Source organism: uncultured Paracoccus sp. (assembly GCF_947487305.1).
In the GTDB taxonomy this organism is placed as follows: domain Bacteria; phylum Pseudomonadota; class Alphaproteobacteria; order Rhodobacterales; family Rhodobacteraceae; genus Paracoccus.
In genome coordinates this window covers 1-15,126 of record NZ_CANKWH010000034.1, presented here as the reverse complement: position 1 = coordinate 15,126, position 15,126 = coordinate 1, and the positions used below count along the sequence as shown (strand labels likewise).

Annotated in this window: 9 protein-coding genes and 1 pseudogene; 2 read left to right on the top strand and 8 right to left on the bottom strand. The window is 61.8% G+C overall.

Going from position 1 to position 15,126, the window contains the following annotated elements:
• A partial coding sequence (locus tag Q1A36_RS20170) for an SdrD B-like domain-containing protein (RefSeq protein ID WP_299847785.1) occupies positions 1–5,226 on the bottom strand: 5,226 nt, incomplete at its 3' end.
• A gap of 329 nt (positions 5,227–5,555) precedes the next feature.
• On the opposite strand from Q1A36_RS20170, the pseudogene Q1A36_RS20165 reads away from it, so the two are divergent.
• Positions 5,556–5,696 (top strand): annotated as a pseudogene (locus tag Q1A36_RS20165) (transposase); the annotation flags it as partial.
• 25 nt (positions 5,697–5,721) lie between these two features.
• Here the strand turns inward: Q1A36_RS20165 and Q1A36_RS20160 are convergent.
• The 7 genes from Q1A36_RS20160 to Q1A36_RS20130 form a co-directional block, all read right to left on the bottom strand.
• Positions 5,722–7,731 carry a hypothetical protein gene (locus tag Q1A36_RS20160; RefSeq protein ID WP_299847784.1) on the bottom strand — a complete coding sequence of 670 codons (2,010 nt, stop codon included), beginning with the start codon at positions 7,729–7,731 and terminating at the stop codon, positions 5,722–5,724.
• A gap of 126 nt (positions 7,732–7,857) precedes the next feature.
• Entirely contained in the window at positions 7,858–8,229 is a 372-nt protein-coding gene (locus Q1A36_RS20155; protein WP_299847783.1) for a hypothetical protein, read from the bottom strand.
• 12 nt (positions 8,230–8,241) lie between these two features.
• On the bottom strand, positions 8,242–8,682 hold the full coding sequence (locus tag Q1A36_RS20150; protein WP_299847782.1) for a hypothetical protein: 441 nt from the start codon (positions 8,680–8,682) through the stop codon (positions 8,242–8,244).
• A gap of 1 nt (position 8,683) precedes the next feature.
• Positions 8,684–9,385 (bottom strand): extensin family protein, encoded by a 702-nt coding sequence (locus Q1A36_RS20145; protein ID WP_299847781.1) that lies wholly within the window; start codon positions 9,383–9,385, stop codon positions 8,684–8,686.
• Between the two features lie 54 nt (positions 9,386–9,439).
• The gene (locus tag Q1A36_RS20140) at positions 9,440–9,664 is read right to left on the bottom strand and encodes a hypothetical protein (protein WP_299847780.1); all 225 of its coding nucleotides are present in this window, start codon (positions 9,662–9,664) and stop codon (positions 9,440–9,442) included.
• 197 nt (positions 9,665–9,861) lie between these two features.
• The gene (locus Q1A36_RS20135) at positions 9,862–11,946 is read right to left on the bottom strand and encodes a S8 family serine peptidase (RefSeq protein ID WP_299847779.1); all 2,085 of its coding nucleotides are present in this window, start codon (positions 11,944–11,946) and stop codon (positions 9,862–9,864) included.
• Entirely contained in the window at positions 11,946–13,088 is a 1,143-nt protein-coding gene (locus tag Q1A36_RS20130; protein ID WP_299847778.1) for a phosphatase PAP2 family protein, read from the bottom strand. Before Q1A36_RS20130 ends, Q1A36_RS20135 begins: the two co-directional genes overlap by 1 nt.
• A 167-nt stretch (positions 13,089–13,255) precedes the next feature.
• Here Q1A36_RS20130 and Q1A36_RS20125 point away from each other — a divergent pair, with 167 nt between their 5' ends.
• Entirely contained in the window at positions 13,256–14,848 is a 1,593-nt protein-coding gene (locus Q1A36_RS20125; protein WP_299847777.1) for a hypothetical protein, read from the top strand.
• Positions 14,849–15,126 lie beyond the last annotated feature (278 nt).

The following is a 15,126-nucleotide window of genomic DNA, read 5'->3' as shown; positions in this document are numbered from 1 at the left end:
CTGACCGTTGACCGCGGTGATGGTCAGCGCATCGCCGTCCGGATCGCTGTCATTGGCCAGAACGTTGACCGTCTTGGACTCGTCAGCGCAGGTCTTGCCGAGATCATCATTCGCATCGGGACCACTGTTCAGCTTGACCAGGCCCGCATCCACGTCGCGCTCGGCCTCGCCGATCGAGAGGTTGACCGTGCCGGTGAGGCCGGTGGTGGGGTTGGCGTCCGAGTCATTGTTGACCGCATCCGCCGCGACCGCGCTCTGCGTGGTGAAGGTATAGCCGTTCGGGGCCACGAAGCGGACCTGGTAGTTGCCCGCATCGAGGTTGTTGAACAGGTAGCCGCCATTCGCATCGGTGGTCTGGGTTGCCAGGACCGCGCCGTTCGCCGGGTTGATCAGCTGCACCGTCACGCCCGAGGCACGGGCTTCGCCGCTGTCCAGAACGCCGTTGCCGTTGCCGTCGAACCAGACGGTGTCGCCAAGGCTGGCCGTGCCCGGATCCTTCAGACCGGCATCAACGTCACGCTCGGCCTCGCCGATCGAGAGGTTGACCGTGCCGGTGAGACCGGTGGTGGTGTTGGCGTCCGAGTCATTGTTGACCGCATCCGCCGCGACCGTGCTCTGCGTGGTGAAGACATAGCCGTTCGGGGCCACGAACTTCACCTGGTAGTTGCCGGCATTCAGGTTGTTGAACAGGTAGTTGCCGTTGGCATCCGTGGTGGTGGTCGCCAGGACCGCGCCGTTCGCCGGGTTGACCAGCTGCACGGTCACGCCCGCAGCGCCGGCTTCGCCGTTGTTCAGCACGCCGTCCTTGTTGGTGTCGTACCAGACGGTGTCGCCAAGGCTCGCCGTGCCGGTATCCTTCAGCACCAGGCCCGCATCCACGTCGCGCTCGGCCTCGCCGATCGAGAGGTTGACCGTGCCGGTGAGGCCGGTGGTGGTGTTGGCGTCCGAGTCATTGTTGACCGCATCCGCCGCGACCGCGCTCTGCGTGGTGAAGGTATAGCCGTTCGGGGCCACGAAGCGGACCTGGTAGTTGCCCGCATCGAGGTTGTTGAACAGGTAGCCGCCATTCGCATCGGTGGTCTGGGTTGCCAGGACCGCGCCGTTCGCCGGGTTGATCAGCTGCACCGTCACGCCCGAGGCACGGGCTTCGCCGCTGTCCAGAACGCCGTTGCCGTTGCCGTCGAACCAGACGGTGTCGCCAAGGCTGGCCGTGCCCGGATCCTTCAGACCGGCATCAACGTCACGCTCGGCCTCGCCGATCGAGAGGTTGACCGTGCCGGTGAGACCGGTGGTGGTGTTAGCATCCGAGTCATTGTTGACCGCATCCGCCGCGACCGTGCTCTGCGTGGTGAAGACATAGCCGTTCGGGGCCACGAACTTCACCTGGTAGTTGCCGGCATTCAGGTTGTTGAACAGGTAGTTGCCGTTCGCATCCGTGGTCGTGGTCGCCAGGACCGTGCCGTTCGCCGGGTTGACCAGCTGCACGGTCACACCCGCAGCGCCGGCTTCGCCGTTGTTCAGCACGCCATCCTTGTTGGTGTCGTACCAGACCTTGTCGCCAAGGCTCGCCGTGCCGGTATCCTTCAACACCAGGCCCGCATCCACGTCGCGCTCGGCCTCGCCGATCGAGAGGTTGACCGTGCCGGTGAGGCCGGTGGTGGGGTTGGCGTCCGAGTCATTGTTGACCGCATCCGCCGCGACCGCGCTTTGCGTGGTGAAGGTATAGCCGTTCGGGGCCACGAAGCGGACCTGGTAGTTGCCCGCATCGAGGTTGTTGAACAGGTAGCCGCCATTCGCATCGGTGGTCTGGGTTGCCAGGACCGCGCCGTTCGCCGGGTTGATCAGCTGCACCGTCACGCCCGAGGCACGGGCTTCGCCGCTGTCCAGAACGCCGTTGCCGTTGCCGTCGAACCAGACGGTGTCGCCAAGGCTGGCCGTGCCCGGATCCTTCAGGCCGGCATCGACGTCGCGTTCGGCCTCGCCGATCGAGAGGTTGACCGTGCCGGTGAGACCGGTGGTGGTGTTAGCATCCGAGTCATTGTTGACCGCATCCGCCGCGACCGTGCTCTGCGTGGTGAAGACATAGCCGTTCGGGGCCACGAACTTCACCTGGTAGTTGCCGGCATTCAGGTTGTTGAACAGGTAGTTGCCGTTCGCATCCGTGGTGGTGGTCGCCAGGACCGTACCGTTCGCGGGGTTGACCAGCTGCACCGTCACGCCCGAAGCGCCGGCTTCACCGTTGTTCAGCACGCCGTCCTTGTTGGTGTCGTACCAGACCTTGTCGCCAAGGCTCGCCGTGCCGGTATCCTTCAACACCAGGCCCGCATCGACATTGCGCTGATGCTCGCCTTCCACGAGGTTGATCGTCCCCGTCAGACCACCCGCGCCGGCATCCGAGTCGTTGTTGGCGGCCTCGGGGCCGACCGGGGCCGGGGTGGTGAAGGTATAGCCGCTGGGGGCGACGAACTTCACCTGGTAGTTGCCGGGATTGATGTCGTCGAACAGGTAGTTGCCGTTCGCATTGGTGGTCTGGGTGGCGACGACCATTCCGGTCGCGGCATTGATCAGCTGCACTGTCACGCCCGAAGCCCGGGCCTCGCCGCTGTCCAGAACGCCGTTGCCGTTGCTGTCGTACCAGACGGTATCCCCCAGCGAAGGCTTGTCGGAGACCTCGATCCGCAGGTTTTCGCGCGAGGGCGCGCAGGTCGGATCGTCGGTCTGGCGGACCAGCGTGACGTTGTAGACATTGTCACGGCCGGCATCCAGCGGCTTCTCGTAATCCGGCGCCTTGATAAAGCTGACCTTGCCCTGGGCATCGACCTTGAACAGCGAGGCGTCGGGGCCTTCCAGGCGATAGGTGACATTGCCCGAAGTCTCGTAATCCACCTTGACGGTCGAGCGGATGATCTGCCGACCCGACCCGTCGGTCTCAGTGCTGATGATGCCCGAGATTTCAGTGATGCTGTGCGACTTGAGGGTCTGGATCTCGCCGGCCTCGACCTTGGCATCGCCATCATCAACCCAGAGCGACAGGCCGTTCAACTCGGCGCCGCTGATCTTGCCGTCACCGTTCGTATCGAACTGCGCCCGCAGCTTGGCATAGCCGTTGGCATAGGCGCCGTTGCCGTCGCCGAACAGGCGCGAGCCGTTCATGTTCGATGCCGCCAGACCGTCGCGGTTGTCGATCAGGATGCCGTCGCCCGAGCCGTCGAACCATTCGATCCGTTCGGCCTTGCCGTCAGCATTCATATCGAACTTGACCGTCTCGCCGATGGTCAGGCCGGCCTTGTTGGCCGAGGTGGTATCGCCGGTCACCCCGATCTTGCCGTCGCGGTTCAGGTCAAGTGCAACCGGCGTGGTGACAACCACCGACACCCGTTCGCACATCGCGTTCTGATCGTGGTTGTAGATCTCGTCGATCTCGACCCCGAAGGCATAGTTGTACTTCGCCGCCTCGGTTCCGACGTAGAAGGCCGAGGATTTGGTCTGCCCGGCCTTCACGGTGACCGTGATCTCTTCATAGCGCGGTGCGTTGATCTCGTTCGACTGGGTGGTCAGATAGGCGAATCCGCCCGGTGCGGCACCACTGCCGACCTTGGCCGGATCAAGGGTGATGCGCACCGTGAAGGTCAGATCGGTCGCTGCCGGCTTTTCGAGGAAGACGTAATAGTCGACCGCTGTCGTGGTCGCGTTGTTCCAGGAATTGACCTGGTTCTCGCCAAAGCTGGTATTGCCGATCCGGGCGCAGATCGGCTGGTCAACCATGAAATAAACGTCTTCCGAGATGATCTGGCAGGTCGTGTCGAAGTCCTTCACGAAGGCGTCGTTCTCGTAGATCTTGATGGTACTGCTGGAGGTCAGCCCGACCATGCCGCCATTGACATTCCCGGTCTCCATCCCGGGCTTCACGGCCAGGCTCTCGGACAGCCACATCGGCTTGCCAGACGGCGCTGTAGCGTTCGAATTGGCGAAGTCGACATTGGCCATATCGTCGCGGAAAGCGACGCGATAATTGCCCGCCTTCAGGCCTTCGAAGGAGTAGTTGCCGTTGACATCGGTCACCACCTGGACGTAACCGCCGTCCGGGGTTCTGATGTAGTTTCCACTACTATCTGTAAGCCAGACGCTGCGCCCGGCAAAGCCGCTTTCGTTGGCGTCCTGCATCCCGTCGCGGTCACCGTCATAGTAGAAGGTGCCGCTGATGATGCCGGTGTCATAGGTCAGGTTGACCCTTTTCAGAGACACGTTGTCAAGTTCGGCGCCCAGCCCTTCATTGGCGACGGCGTTATCGTAACCGTCCTCGATGAATTCGATCGTGTGGTTTCCGGCAGTCAGCTTGAGGTCGAAGCTGCGCGTCTGGAAGCCCATGTTGAAATTCGCGTCGGTGCCAGAGCCGACAAGCTGCACGATCTTGCCATCGATCTTGACCATGAAGCTGTTGCTGGACGAATCGGCCCACCATTGTTCACCGCTATAGTCATTAACGCGGACGCCATAGTCGAAGGACAGCCGATAGGTCCCGGTTTCGCTGATCGAGACGGTCTGCTTGATTCCATCGACCGTGCCCCCTTGGGAATCCAGTTCGACGATGGCATTTCCGACTTTGTTGCCGGTGGAGTAGTTCCCGGTATGCAGCTCGATCGCACTCGCGCCGGCGATCTTCGACCAGCCGGGCAGGCCGTCGTAAAACCAATAGCCGGTCTTACCCGCGTTGGCGTGGGCTTCGAAGCCGCCATTGACGATAAGTTCCGCGCCAAGCGTGTACTTCGCCATGTCCGGATGGTCGCCGGTGATGGCCGTGCTGGTGACGGCATTGGCGGTGCTGGTATTCACGACGCTGGCGTCGATGTTCAGATAGCTCTGGCCGCCCCCGAGGTTGATCACCGCGGTCGTGCCGTCGGCATAGGCGTCCGAATCGGCCGCAGCATACGTCCCCAAGTCCGAGGTCGCGAAAGCCTGACCGCTGCTCGTCGTGAACTTCACGACATACTGCCCCGCCGCGACATCAAAGCGATAGTTGCCCCAGGCGTCCGTCGTGGTGGTGGCAACGACATTGCCGCTCACATCCAGCAACTGCACGGTCCTGCCGCCGATCCCCGCATCCCAGCCACCGCTACCATTGGCCTCGGTGCCGTCGTTGTTGGCATCCAAGGTAAGGCGCCCGGCAATGGTGCCAATATTTCCCGACGCTTGGTCGTAAGTCAGTTCCGAATCAGAATTCGACATTTCACCAGTCCCCTACTCATAAAGATTAGCGCTTCACGCACTGACACATGAGCCATCGCTAAACTCACGCGGACGTTAACATCTCTCTCCCCATCTCGACAGGTGCGACATATCACCCCTGCCCAAAAGGATAGATCCAACCGACACAACGTATTGTTTATAAATATTTTTTTCAGAACTCGCGCGCCGATACGGATTCTGGAGGGTGACCGCCATAAAACACACGCATTGGCATAGTTGACGGAATTTATATATCCTAGATGGCGAAACTGATTAGCCCCATGTTTCGTGGACGCCTTCTTCGCCAGCTTTGTGGCAAGGAGGCCATGATGGGCACGGGCAATTTCACTGACGACTTCAAGCGCGATGCTGTCGCGCAGATCACAGAACGGGGTTATCCGGCGAAGGAGGTTTCGGCTCGGCTGGGTGTGAGCACGCACTCGCTCTATGCTTGGAGGCGCAAGTTCGCGGAGCCCTCTCGAATTGGCACCGAGTTCAACCGCTATCGGCAAGCAGTCCGGCCGTCCGGCCTGCGGGATCGGCGGCCAGATCGAGTGGGCAGACAAAGATCTCGACCGCGCGGCCAGAGACGCTGCTGTCATGGACGCTGCGGTCGGGCCGCTCGCCCAGGCCATAGGCGATCATGACCAGACCGGCCTTGCCCAGCTCAGCGCCGATCAGGCGGTTATCCGCGCCCGGGGCCAAGCCGAGATACCTGATCGCCAGTGCGCGCTTGACCGCCTCGGCGCGTCGTTCAGACAGCCGGATATTCTGTTGCGATGGGCCGGTATCGCTGGCACCGCCACGGATCAGCACCAGATGTGGCAGGCCGGGCCGGGCCGACAGCTCGGCGCCGAAATCCGTGACGAGGCGTGTAAGTTGCGCGTCCGGGCCGGGTTGCGACCCGCGCTCGGCAAAGTCGAACAACAGTGGCACCTGCTCGCGCAGACAGGCCCCCGTATCGAAGCCCAGCTGAGCCGCCGCCCGCGACAGGGGCGGTTCGTCCTCGCCGCTGCCGTCGCCCGGCACGCGAAGGTTCAGCCCGTTCAGCGCGATCGCCACCGCACGCAGATTGTCGGAGACAACGGCAAGAGCCGGGCGATCCGGGGCGCGAAACAGGGTGTCCAGACTTTGATTCAGTTGCCCGAGCTGGTCGGATATCGTCAGCAGCACGTCCGTCTGGCGGTCTGACGCGACCATTGGTGAATCCGATGCCGGTGGTGACGATGCGTCCGGTTGTGCAGGAAGCAACCTGCCCAGCCAATCCACCGCCAGCAGTGTACCGGCGGCCAGATGCGTGACGAAGCTGTGAAACTCTCCGGCCACCGGCGGCACAGTGGGGTCTGGCTCGCCGGTCACGTTCTCAGGAACCGCCGGCTCGGCAACGAATTCGGTGATGGCCGAGCGGCGAAGCTGGAGGCGCAGGGTCGGGCTGGCATAGGGCGCCACTACCGCCCACTCGCCGAAATCACCGATATAGAAAACGCTTTCGGTCATGATCCCGCGCGGTGCGCCCGTCGCTTCGACAGGCCGGTCCGTGGCCGGCTTCAGGCCCGACGACTCGACCGGATAGCCCGAGGCCAGCACCAGCCTGCCGCAGGAAACCGGCCAGTCGAAAATGCCCCCCACCGAAGCGAGCACCGGATAGTTCGGCATGTATTCGTGAAACCAGCTTTCCAATCCGCCATCGATGTCCAGGGTACAGTTCCTTTCCCCGGCGATGCGGAGACCGGCGCGGGTTCCCTGAAAATTGGCCAAGACCAGCAATTCGACCGCCAGAAGAATGATCGCGCCAAGCCGCAGGGCAAAGATCCGGCGGCCATGGGCGGCGCGACTGGTCAGCGCCCAGACCAGACTTCTGTGGCGGTCACGGGTCCAGTTCTTCACCCGTGGCGCATAGTCGAGAAACCGCATTCGCGTTTTCTGCAGGTTTCTGACGATTAGACGAACCAACGCCCTGAAGCCGTCCAAGGGCGATACACCGGGGCTGCTCGGCCCCGTTTGACGCAGCAAGCCGATCAGCCAGACAACGGCACGGGTCAGACCCCAGACCGGGATTGCCGCCAGCAGGGCCAGAGAACCGGCTATTGCCAGCAGCCCAAGGCAAAACATCACCACCAGATAGGCCAACAGCAGCGAAATCGAGGGCATCAGCCGCAATCCCAGGGTGACGAGAAGCCCGATATGCAGAAACCACAGCCCGACCAGCGCCATCAGGATAAGGAAAAGATTGTTCGCCAGCAGGATCAGGGTATCGGCCGCGCCAAAACGGACCGAGGCGGGAATATTCAACGCCTCCATCCGGATGATTTCCATGGGGAGCAGCAGCAAGGGCGCAATGACCAGCAGCACGGCCGGGTTGTTGAACAGACCCGAATACCAGCTACCCGGGCTTTGCTCGCGCGCCACGCGGCGCAGGGCCTGCGCCTGATCCGCGCTCAGCCCGGCTCTGGGGAGGATCTCGCCCCCGCCCCGGATGATCGCCAGATGCATGTCGCACAGCACTCCGGCCCCTGATGACGCCAGTTCTCGATTGCAGATGCGGCCGCCATGTTTGGCGAGGCAGCCGCTGGCCGGGGTCAAGGTTGATCTGCTTGGGTCTTCCATCCGCCACCTCCCCTCAAGGCTTCGCTATGAACCGATCAGATGCGGTGCCAGATTGATGCCGGTCAGGTTGCGCACGGCATAGGCGAGCACTTTGGTTGCGGTATCGAGCACTTTCTGGACAAGCTCGTAGCCGCCATATTTCACTCCGGGCATCTGCGCGCCTAGCGCCGCGTTGTGGATGCCCATCAGCGTGGCAGCCTCGGCCCGACCAATGCGTCCTGTCGCCAGGTTCCATCTGGTCTGCATGACCGCCTCGCTGATCGCGATCAGATGGAGCTTCACCGCCTGGAAATTCGCGCTGAACCAGTTTGCTGCCGCCCAGGATATCGCTTCAGCCAGCCCATCGGCCAGATCGGCGACCGATTCCGGTCTGAATGCCTTTATGTCGAAAGACATGGTTCCACCTCGCTAATTCTGCATGTTGGTCAATGGGATGGCGCAGGCTATTCTGGCACTGCCATAGCCTGCGCCGGCGGTCAGACCGCCCTGGCGGTGTTGGTTTGCCATCAGGGTAACGGCCTCGGTACAGGCATCGATCTGTTCCAGCATCAGTTCGCTCGCCTTGGACGCCGGACTGCCCGGCTTGCCTCCACCCACGGCCACCGATTGGCGGGCCAGTGCGATCTGGCCGATGGTCCCGGCATAGCGGTCTGCGGCACCGTCATAGCTGGACGGATCCCCGAACTGGCCGAGGTCGGTCGCGGCCACCAGGGTCGAGACCTCGGAATAGGCGCTTTCCATGCTGGTCAGTGCGGTTTCGGAATAGCGCGGTTCGAAAACCGCGCATCCCGCCAGCGCGAGAAGGGCCATCGCCAGCGTGCTGGCTGCGGTTGCGCGTGCCGGTTCCATCTCAGGCGACCGTAGCCCCTGCCGCCCCGGCTTCGGCCGAGGCCGTCGCACGATCCAGGGCAATGCCACCGGCCGTGCCAAGAAAGCTGATCCAGTTGGCACGCGTTGTCAGGGTTTCAAGGCCCAGAAGCTTGCGCACCCGGGTCTCGACCTGCCGAGTCTGTGGCCCATAGACGCCGTCGATGGCCAGCGACTCGTCGAACATGTAGTGCAGTGCGCGCTGCAGGAACATCACCCGGCTTTTCGCCATCCTGTTGAAACCCGGTGGCTCGCCATTGTCGAAATGGATGTGATCGCGGTGAGCCGCATTATAGCCATAGCCGAGGACGGTGCCGAAATGCTGCCGGACCACCGACTCGATCGCCAGATAGAGATGCGGGTATGGCGGAAAGCTGGTGGCCACCCAGACGCGATTGTTCGAGAAGCGAAGCGCGTCCAGATCGAAGGCGCGATTGTCGTGGTGATAGCTCGGCTTGCCGCCACCCACCCTGCCGATACCACCGTAGAGCAAATGGGTCACAGAGCCGAAGCCCGAGGATTGCAGAGCCAGAAACAGCTGGCTGAACATCTTTTCGGCCTGGATGGAAAAATCGGAATCGATCCAGGGTTCGACCGGATAACCGGTCCTGCCATAATTCTCCGGCGGGTCCCGATCGTAGAGGATCGGCACGCCGGCAATGGTCTTGATGCGGATACGGGGCATGGTGACTTTCTTTCTGATTGACCAGCGCGCGCCGCAGGCGGCACCGGATGTGGTTCAGATGGGTTTCGGCGAGGGGACGATCTCATCGACGGGACTGGGCGGGGTGTAATAGCCGCAGAGGAAAGTCACGACGACGGTGATCGCGGCGGCCACGCCTTCGGGCAGCGTGCCCTTGGTGACAAAGGTCTCGATCAGATAGATGATAATAACCGCCATCGCCGCGCCGATCGTCGACGCGTAGACCTTGCGAGCCGGGGTAGGCGTTGCCATCCTTGCCATGATGCTTCTCCTTTCAGGGTTGATCCGGAACTACCGGGTTGACGTGAAGCGTGGACTCAATCTGCCATGCGACCGTCAGCGCAGCGTCAACACAGCGCAAAACCAGCGTCATTCCCGCCGTTCGAACACAAAAAAAGCCGCGCCGAAGGGCGCGGCCATCTGGAAGGGCGGTTCCGATCCGGGATCAGGCGGCGGTTTCAGCCCATGCGCTCCGGCAGATCCTGACGATACCCTGCGGGATAGCGGCGTCGGACCTTGCCGACCTTGGCCGGGGCGGCAGCGGCGCCGGGATAGTCTGGCTCGGCTGATCCACACTCCGCGGCACCGGCATCCAGCGCCGCCATGGCAACCTCGCGCGTCGCCAGGGCGGCCGCCATACTGGTGCCGCGAAAGGCGACCGTCGATCCATCTCGGGAACCCGCGCCCAGTACCCCGAAATGCGCGGCGCCGTCATCAGTCGGATAGGCGGCATCGATCTGGGTTGCCAAACTTCCCCCGCCAGCTGCTCTCGGTTTCGTCAAATCAACCGGCGCTGTCGCGGAGTACAGTGCTGGCTGACCATCGCTGCGCCGATAGCCGCCCAACACCGCGCAGTTCTGGGCGGTGCTCAGAGCATTCTGACTGCCGATCCTGACTACAGGTCCCTGCCCGGCCTCGAGCCAGCTATCGTTATCATTCTTGTAGGGATAGTCGTAACTGTCGCGCAGACGGCCATTCTCCAGATGCCTGCGATAGGCGCTGTCATCCAGATAGGACCGCAGCCCGGTGCGGCTGGCAAAGCTGCGCGACTGATCGCTCTGCACCGAGAAATCCACCACAGCTGACTTCGTGCAGCTCAGTTGAATGGACCAGAGGCCGGCAGGCGCAGGTATAAATCCGGGGAGATCCATCCCGGGGCGATAGTGATTTTGGGTCGGCAGGACCGCGAGAACGAAATAGACGCGGTCATTGATATTCTTCTCGCAATAAAGTCTTGCCTGAATGGCACCGCCCTCCCCTTCGGCGCAGATGTCGATGTTTTTGCCGGCCTCGGCGCCGGTTATGAGGTGCTGCTGCCCATCGGGAATGGTGATCAGAAAGGTGAAGTCTTCCGGCGTTGGCAACTCGGGCTGGCTCGCCTGTGACCCCGACACATCGCCATTCGTCCAGATCTCAAGAAAGTTCGCCGTCTCGTCCGAGGGCGATATGCGCCAATTTAGCGCTCGCTCGGGACCCGGCGTGTTCCTGGCAAGCCAGATTTGGGCAATTCCCCGATCCAGATTATTGTTTCCCGCCGGCATATGCACACCAACCGCTACCTGCGCATCCGCTTGCCCAGGATGCCGATACTTGTTGATCAGGGCCTCAATCAACTGCTCCAGCGGTGCGCTGCTGTCGCGCGGGCCAGCCGTCTTGCCATAGGAAAAATTGAGCACCAGTGGAAACCTGCCCTGGCTGCCAAGCATACGCTCGGACAGCGCTTCGGCGATTCTGAACATGCGTTCCATGGCATGGGCCGCAAAAGCTTCGAGAAAATTGCCGGCACTGCCATGCGAGAACTGGCAGGGAAAATTGACCACGATCATTCGGCACCGTTTCAGCAGCGCAGCGTCCGCCATCTCGGGATCCAGCCCCGCCGCCAGGCTCATGACATGGGTTCCGTGGGCCGCAAGATGGTCCAGGTCTCGCTGACCGTGCCGGATATTGGCTTCGACCAGACGTGCGGCGCGGTTGAATTTCTCTTCGTCGAGCTTCCCCAACAGATCCCGATTCTGCGAGGAGTAGCGCAGCAGGGTGTTAATGTCGGCGGCGTTAAGCTCCTGGCCAAATGGCAGATAGTCCTGACCCTGCCACTGGGCCGATTGCTGCCAGGCCGAGATCACTCGGGTCTTGCCATCCTTGCGGCGAAACATCCGGTGCCCCAGGGCGATTCCCGTGTCGGCCACCCCGATGAGCACGGCATCCTCGGGCAGGTCGTCGCACACGGCATTGATCAGTTCTGGCGGGATCCTGCCCAGCTCGCCCGGCCTTGGACATGGATTGGGCGAACCGATCGGCAATGGTATCTTTCCGACCGGGGAGATGCCGGCGGTCACGGATCCGGCTGAACGTTCGCGCCGGGTAGCTCTGTAAGCCGCCCCGTCTGCATAGTTGCGCAGATAGTGCTTCTCGACGTCCGGCGTCCACTGGGCCTGCCCGAATTCGCGCTTGATACGACCTTCATTGCCTTCGACATTCAGCCAGAAATCCGTATAGGGCGAGTATTCCTTGGGCGTTTCTTTCCAGTCATATTTGACCGCCATCACGCACCGCCTTTCTGCGGCCACTCGGCGACGGCATCTTTCCAAAGCTCAGCCAGAACCGGATCGTGCTTAACCTTGCCATGTGGTGATTCTGCACTCAGGAATTCGATCTGACGTTCGAAACAGGTCAGCAGGAAATCTTCGCTGGTGGCGGTCGTCGCGTCGCCTGCGGCATGTTGGGTCATCGACGGAATTGCCAACGGTGTAGAGTCCGGCCTTTTATGTCCCTTGGCCAGGCGATGGATCGCCTCGCCCACGACGCAGCCGAGATAGGCCCCGGCCAGCGAATCGACCGGGAAATGCACGCCAGCCACGGTCCGGTTCGCGGCAATGCGATGCGCAAGCACCATGGGTTGCTGCCGTTTATGGACCGCTTCGACGGGATCGGTCCGCAAGGCCAGCCGGCATAGAACCGTGGCGATGGCAAAGGCCTCGACCGCGTGACCTGACGGGTATGAGGAATGATCCGGCGTCTGGATGACCGGTTGAACTTCGGTGGCATAGTCGATCGGGCGAGATTGCCTCAGCAGGTATTTCATCTGCGTCTCGACATGGATGGCCAGACTGCGCGCGGCATCCATTATCATCAGCGTATATCGCCGCCGGCCATTATCCAGATAGGCATGTGCGCCAAAGAAGGAAAGGATATCGCCAGTTTGCAGAAAGATCTCGGCCAGACGATCGGCACGTAAATCGGCATAGGCCCGCATCCAGTAGAGCTGGCTGCGAAAATATTCATCGCCCGGATTCTCGACCGTCGCCCATTTCTTGCCGTCAATGCGCAGCTTTGCCACGGCGCTATTGTGCTTGGCCAAAGTGACCGAAACCCGACTGCGAAGCCGGCAGTCCAGCAACAGCGCCTGTGACGGCAGCCGCAGGGATCTGAGATAGGTGTCATCGGTCGGCAGGACCGGGTTCAGCAATGGGTCGGCGTCACCATTCCAATGCGACACCGTGGCATCTTGCGACACCATCAGCGCATGGCTGAGCAGGGGCGAGCCGGGACTGCCGGCGTGACGCGTCAGGAAGACTTCTCCACCCAGTGTCCCGACATCTCCACTGGTGCCTCCACTGGTGCCTCCACTGGTCCCTCCGCTGGTTCCCCCGCTGGTACCGCCACTCGTTCCTCCGAAAGTCAGCATTTCAACCTCCTTGGAAAAGATACTCTCAGATTGAAATCATGCCATGCCTTGGCAAGAAAATACCGCACCAAGGTTGAACATTTTGCGATTATTTCACGATTCAGGTTATGTGCGACCGTTTTCGCTGTTAGAGTATGAACTGGTTTGTTTCCAGATCCGTTCAAATAATGAAAGCGGTACTTAAATTCGAACTGCGCGGCCCATTTCGGGTGGAATCCGCCGATGGGCGCGTTCTTACGCCCAAAGCCGCGAAAGAGCAGGGTCTGCTGCTTTTGCTGCTGACCGCGCCGCATCAGGAACGCAGCCGCATTTGGCTGCAGGACAAATTGTGGAGCGACAGATCCCAGCAACAGGGCTCTGCCAGCTTGCGTCAGGCTCTGTCACAGTTGCGCCGCGCCTTCGGAGATTGTGGTGATATCCTGCAGACCGACCGCAGGACGGTGCGTCTGGACCCCGATCGTCTCGACATTCGCCGGGACGGTTCTGCCGAATTCGCGGAAGGGCTGGATGTCCGCGATGATGAGTTCGACCTCTGGTTGTCGGGTCAGCGTGCCCGGCCCGAACCCGAGAGCCCGCTCGACGTTGCGATGATTGCGCAACCGGTCGCGCCTGTGGTCGGGCCATGGTCGATTGCCATTACCGAAAGCGGGCGGAGCACGGGGATATGTGAATGGGTCGAGAAGCTTGTCGCCGACCGGATCGGTCATTCCCTGGACGAGTTCTTCATCACCGACATCCTCCGCCTGCCCGACCCGACAACAGCTTTGGGCCGATGGGTGGTCAATGTGGAAGCGTTCGCCCATGGCAGCGACCGGCTTGCCGTGCGGGTGCTGCTCAGTGAAGGCGGGGGACGCAGGCAGCTTTGGACTGGTCATCGCGATTTGAGTTCGGCCAAGGAAATGGCGACGGACAATGCCGAATTGCTGCAGCTTGCCAATGAGCTGGTGGAGATCGTTGGCGATCTGCTGATCGACAATCGTCGCCGTCCACCGGAATCCAGTCTTGCCGACCATTTCAGCCGGGTGGCGATCCGCAAGATGTTTCGCATCCGCCCCGACACGGTGCGCGAGGCCGACGAATTGCTGGAGAAGGCCTGCCAGATTTCCCCGCGCGGTCTTTACTATGCCTGGCGCGCGCAACTGCGAACAATCCAGCGGGTCGAGCGCCACAGCCCCGATACGGCCGCGTTGCAGGAGTCGGGTGCTTGGTTCGCGGCCCGGGCGATGGAGCTGGAACCCAACAATTCCATGGTTCTGGCCACCGTTGCCAATACCCATCTGCATTTGCTGGGCAACCCGGCCAGTTGTCTTGAGCTCGCCGGACGCAGTGTGGCGCTGAACCCGGCTAATCCGATGGCCTGGTGGGCACTGAGTTCGGCCCGGCTCTATTCCGGCAAGGCCCGTCAGGCTTATGCCGACGCGATCCGGGCGCGCGATCTGGCGAGGCTGTCGCCAAACCGTTTCTGGTGGGATCAGCAGCAGTTCGGCGCGGCCATGTTGCTGGGACGCATTCCCGAGGCACTGCGGCTGCTCGAGAACGTCATCGCGCAGTGTCCCGACTTTCGTCCGCCCTTGCGCTATCTGGTGGCCTTGAACGCCCATCTCGGCGAGGAAGACCGTGCCATCGGCTATGCCGAGCAACTGAAAAAACTCGAGCCGGATTTTTCGATCGAACAGATGATCGGCGACAATCACTATCCCGCCTCGTTGATCCGCAGGGCCGGATATCTTGATATCGACAGGCTTGCCGGCCTGACCTGAGGCATCTCGCCTGTGACCTGCCCGTGTCCCGAGAGTGGCCGTGCCCTTCGCCACTCTCGGGACAAGGGCAGGTCACAAACCTTCGTCGTCAGCCTGAAAGGCAAGACGAGGATCGCTAGAGCTTGATGTCGGCGGCCTCGATAGGTTGCTCTGGCAGGGTGTCCAAGCTCGCCCCGCGAGCTTTCGGTCCATCAGACAAACGATGATGTCCCGCGGCGTGGTGTAGCTTACGACGGGCCTCGCGCTCACCGGCGGGCCGAGCTTGTCAGTCGCGCTGC

What these genes read in the sequence shown, in the direction of transcription:
- Q1A36_RS20155 (WP_299847783.1), bottom strand. Translation starts at nt 8,229, where the DNA reads ATGTCTTTCGACATAAAGGCATTCAGACCGGAATCGGTCGCCGATCTG.
- Q1A36_RS20150 (WP_299847782.1), bottom strand. Translation starts at nt 8,682, where the DNA reads ATGGAACCGGCACGCGCAACCGCAGCCAGCACGCTGGCGATGGCCCTT.
- Q1A36_RS20145 (WP_299847781.1), bottom strand. Translation starts at nt 9,385, where the DNA reads ATGCCCCGTATCCGCATCAAGACCATTGCCGGCGTGCCGATCCTCTAC.
- Q1A36_RS20140 (WP_299847780.1), bottom strand. Translation starts at nt 9,664, where the DNA reads ATGGCAAGGATGGCAACGCCTACCCCGGCTCGCAAGGTCTACGCGTCG.
- Q1A36_RS20135 (WP_299847779.1), bottom strand. Translation starts at nt 11,946, where the DNA reads ATGGCGGTCAAATATGACTGGAAAGAAACGCCCAAGGAATACTCGCCC.
- Q1A36_RS20130 (WP_299847778.1), bottom strand. Translation starts at nt 13,088, where the DNA reads ATGCTGACTTTCGGAGGAACGAGTGGCGGTACCAGCGGGGGAACCAGC.
- Q1A36_RS20125 (WP_299847777.1), top strand. Translation starts at nt 13,256, where the DNA reads ATGAAAGCGGTACTTAAATTCGAACTGCGCGGCCCATTTCGGGTGGAA.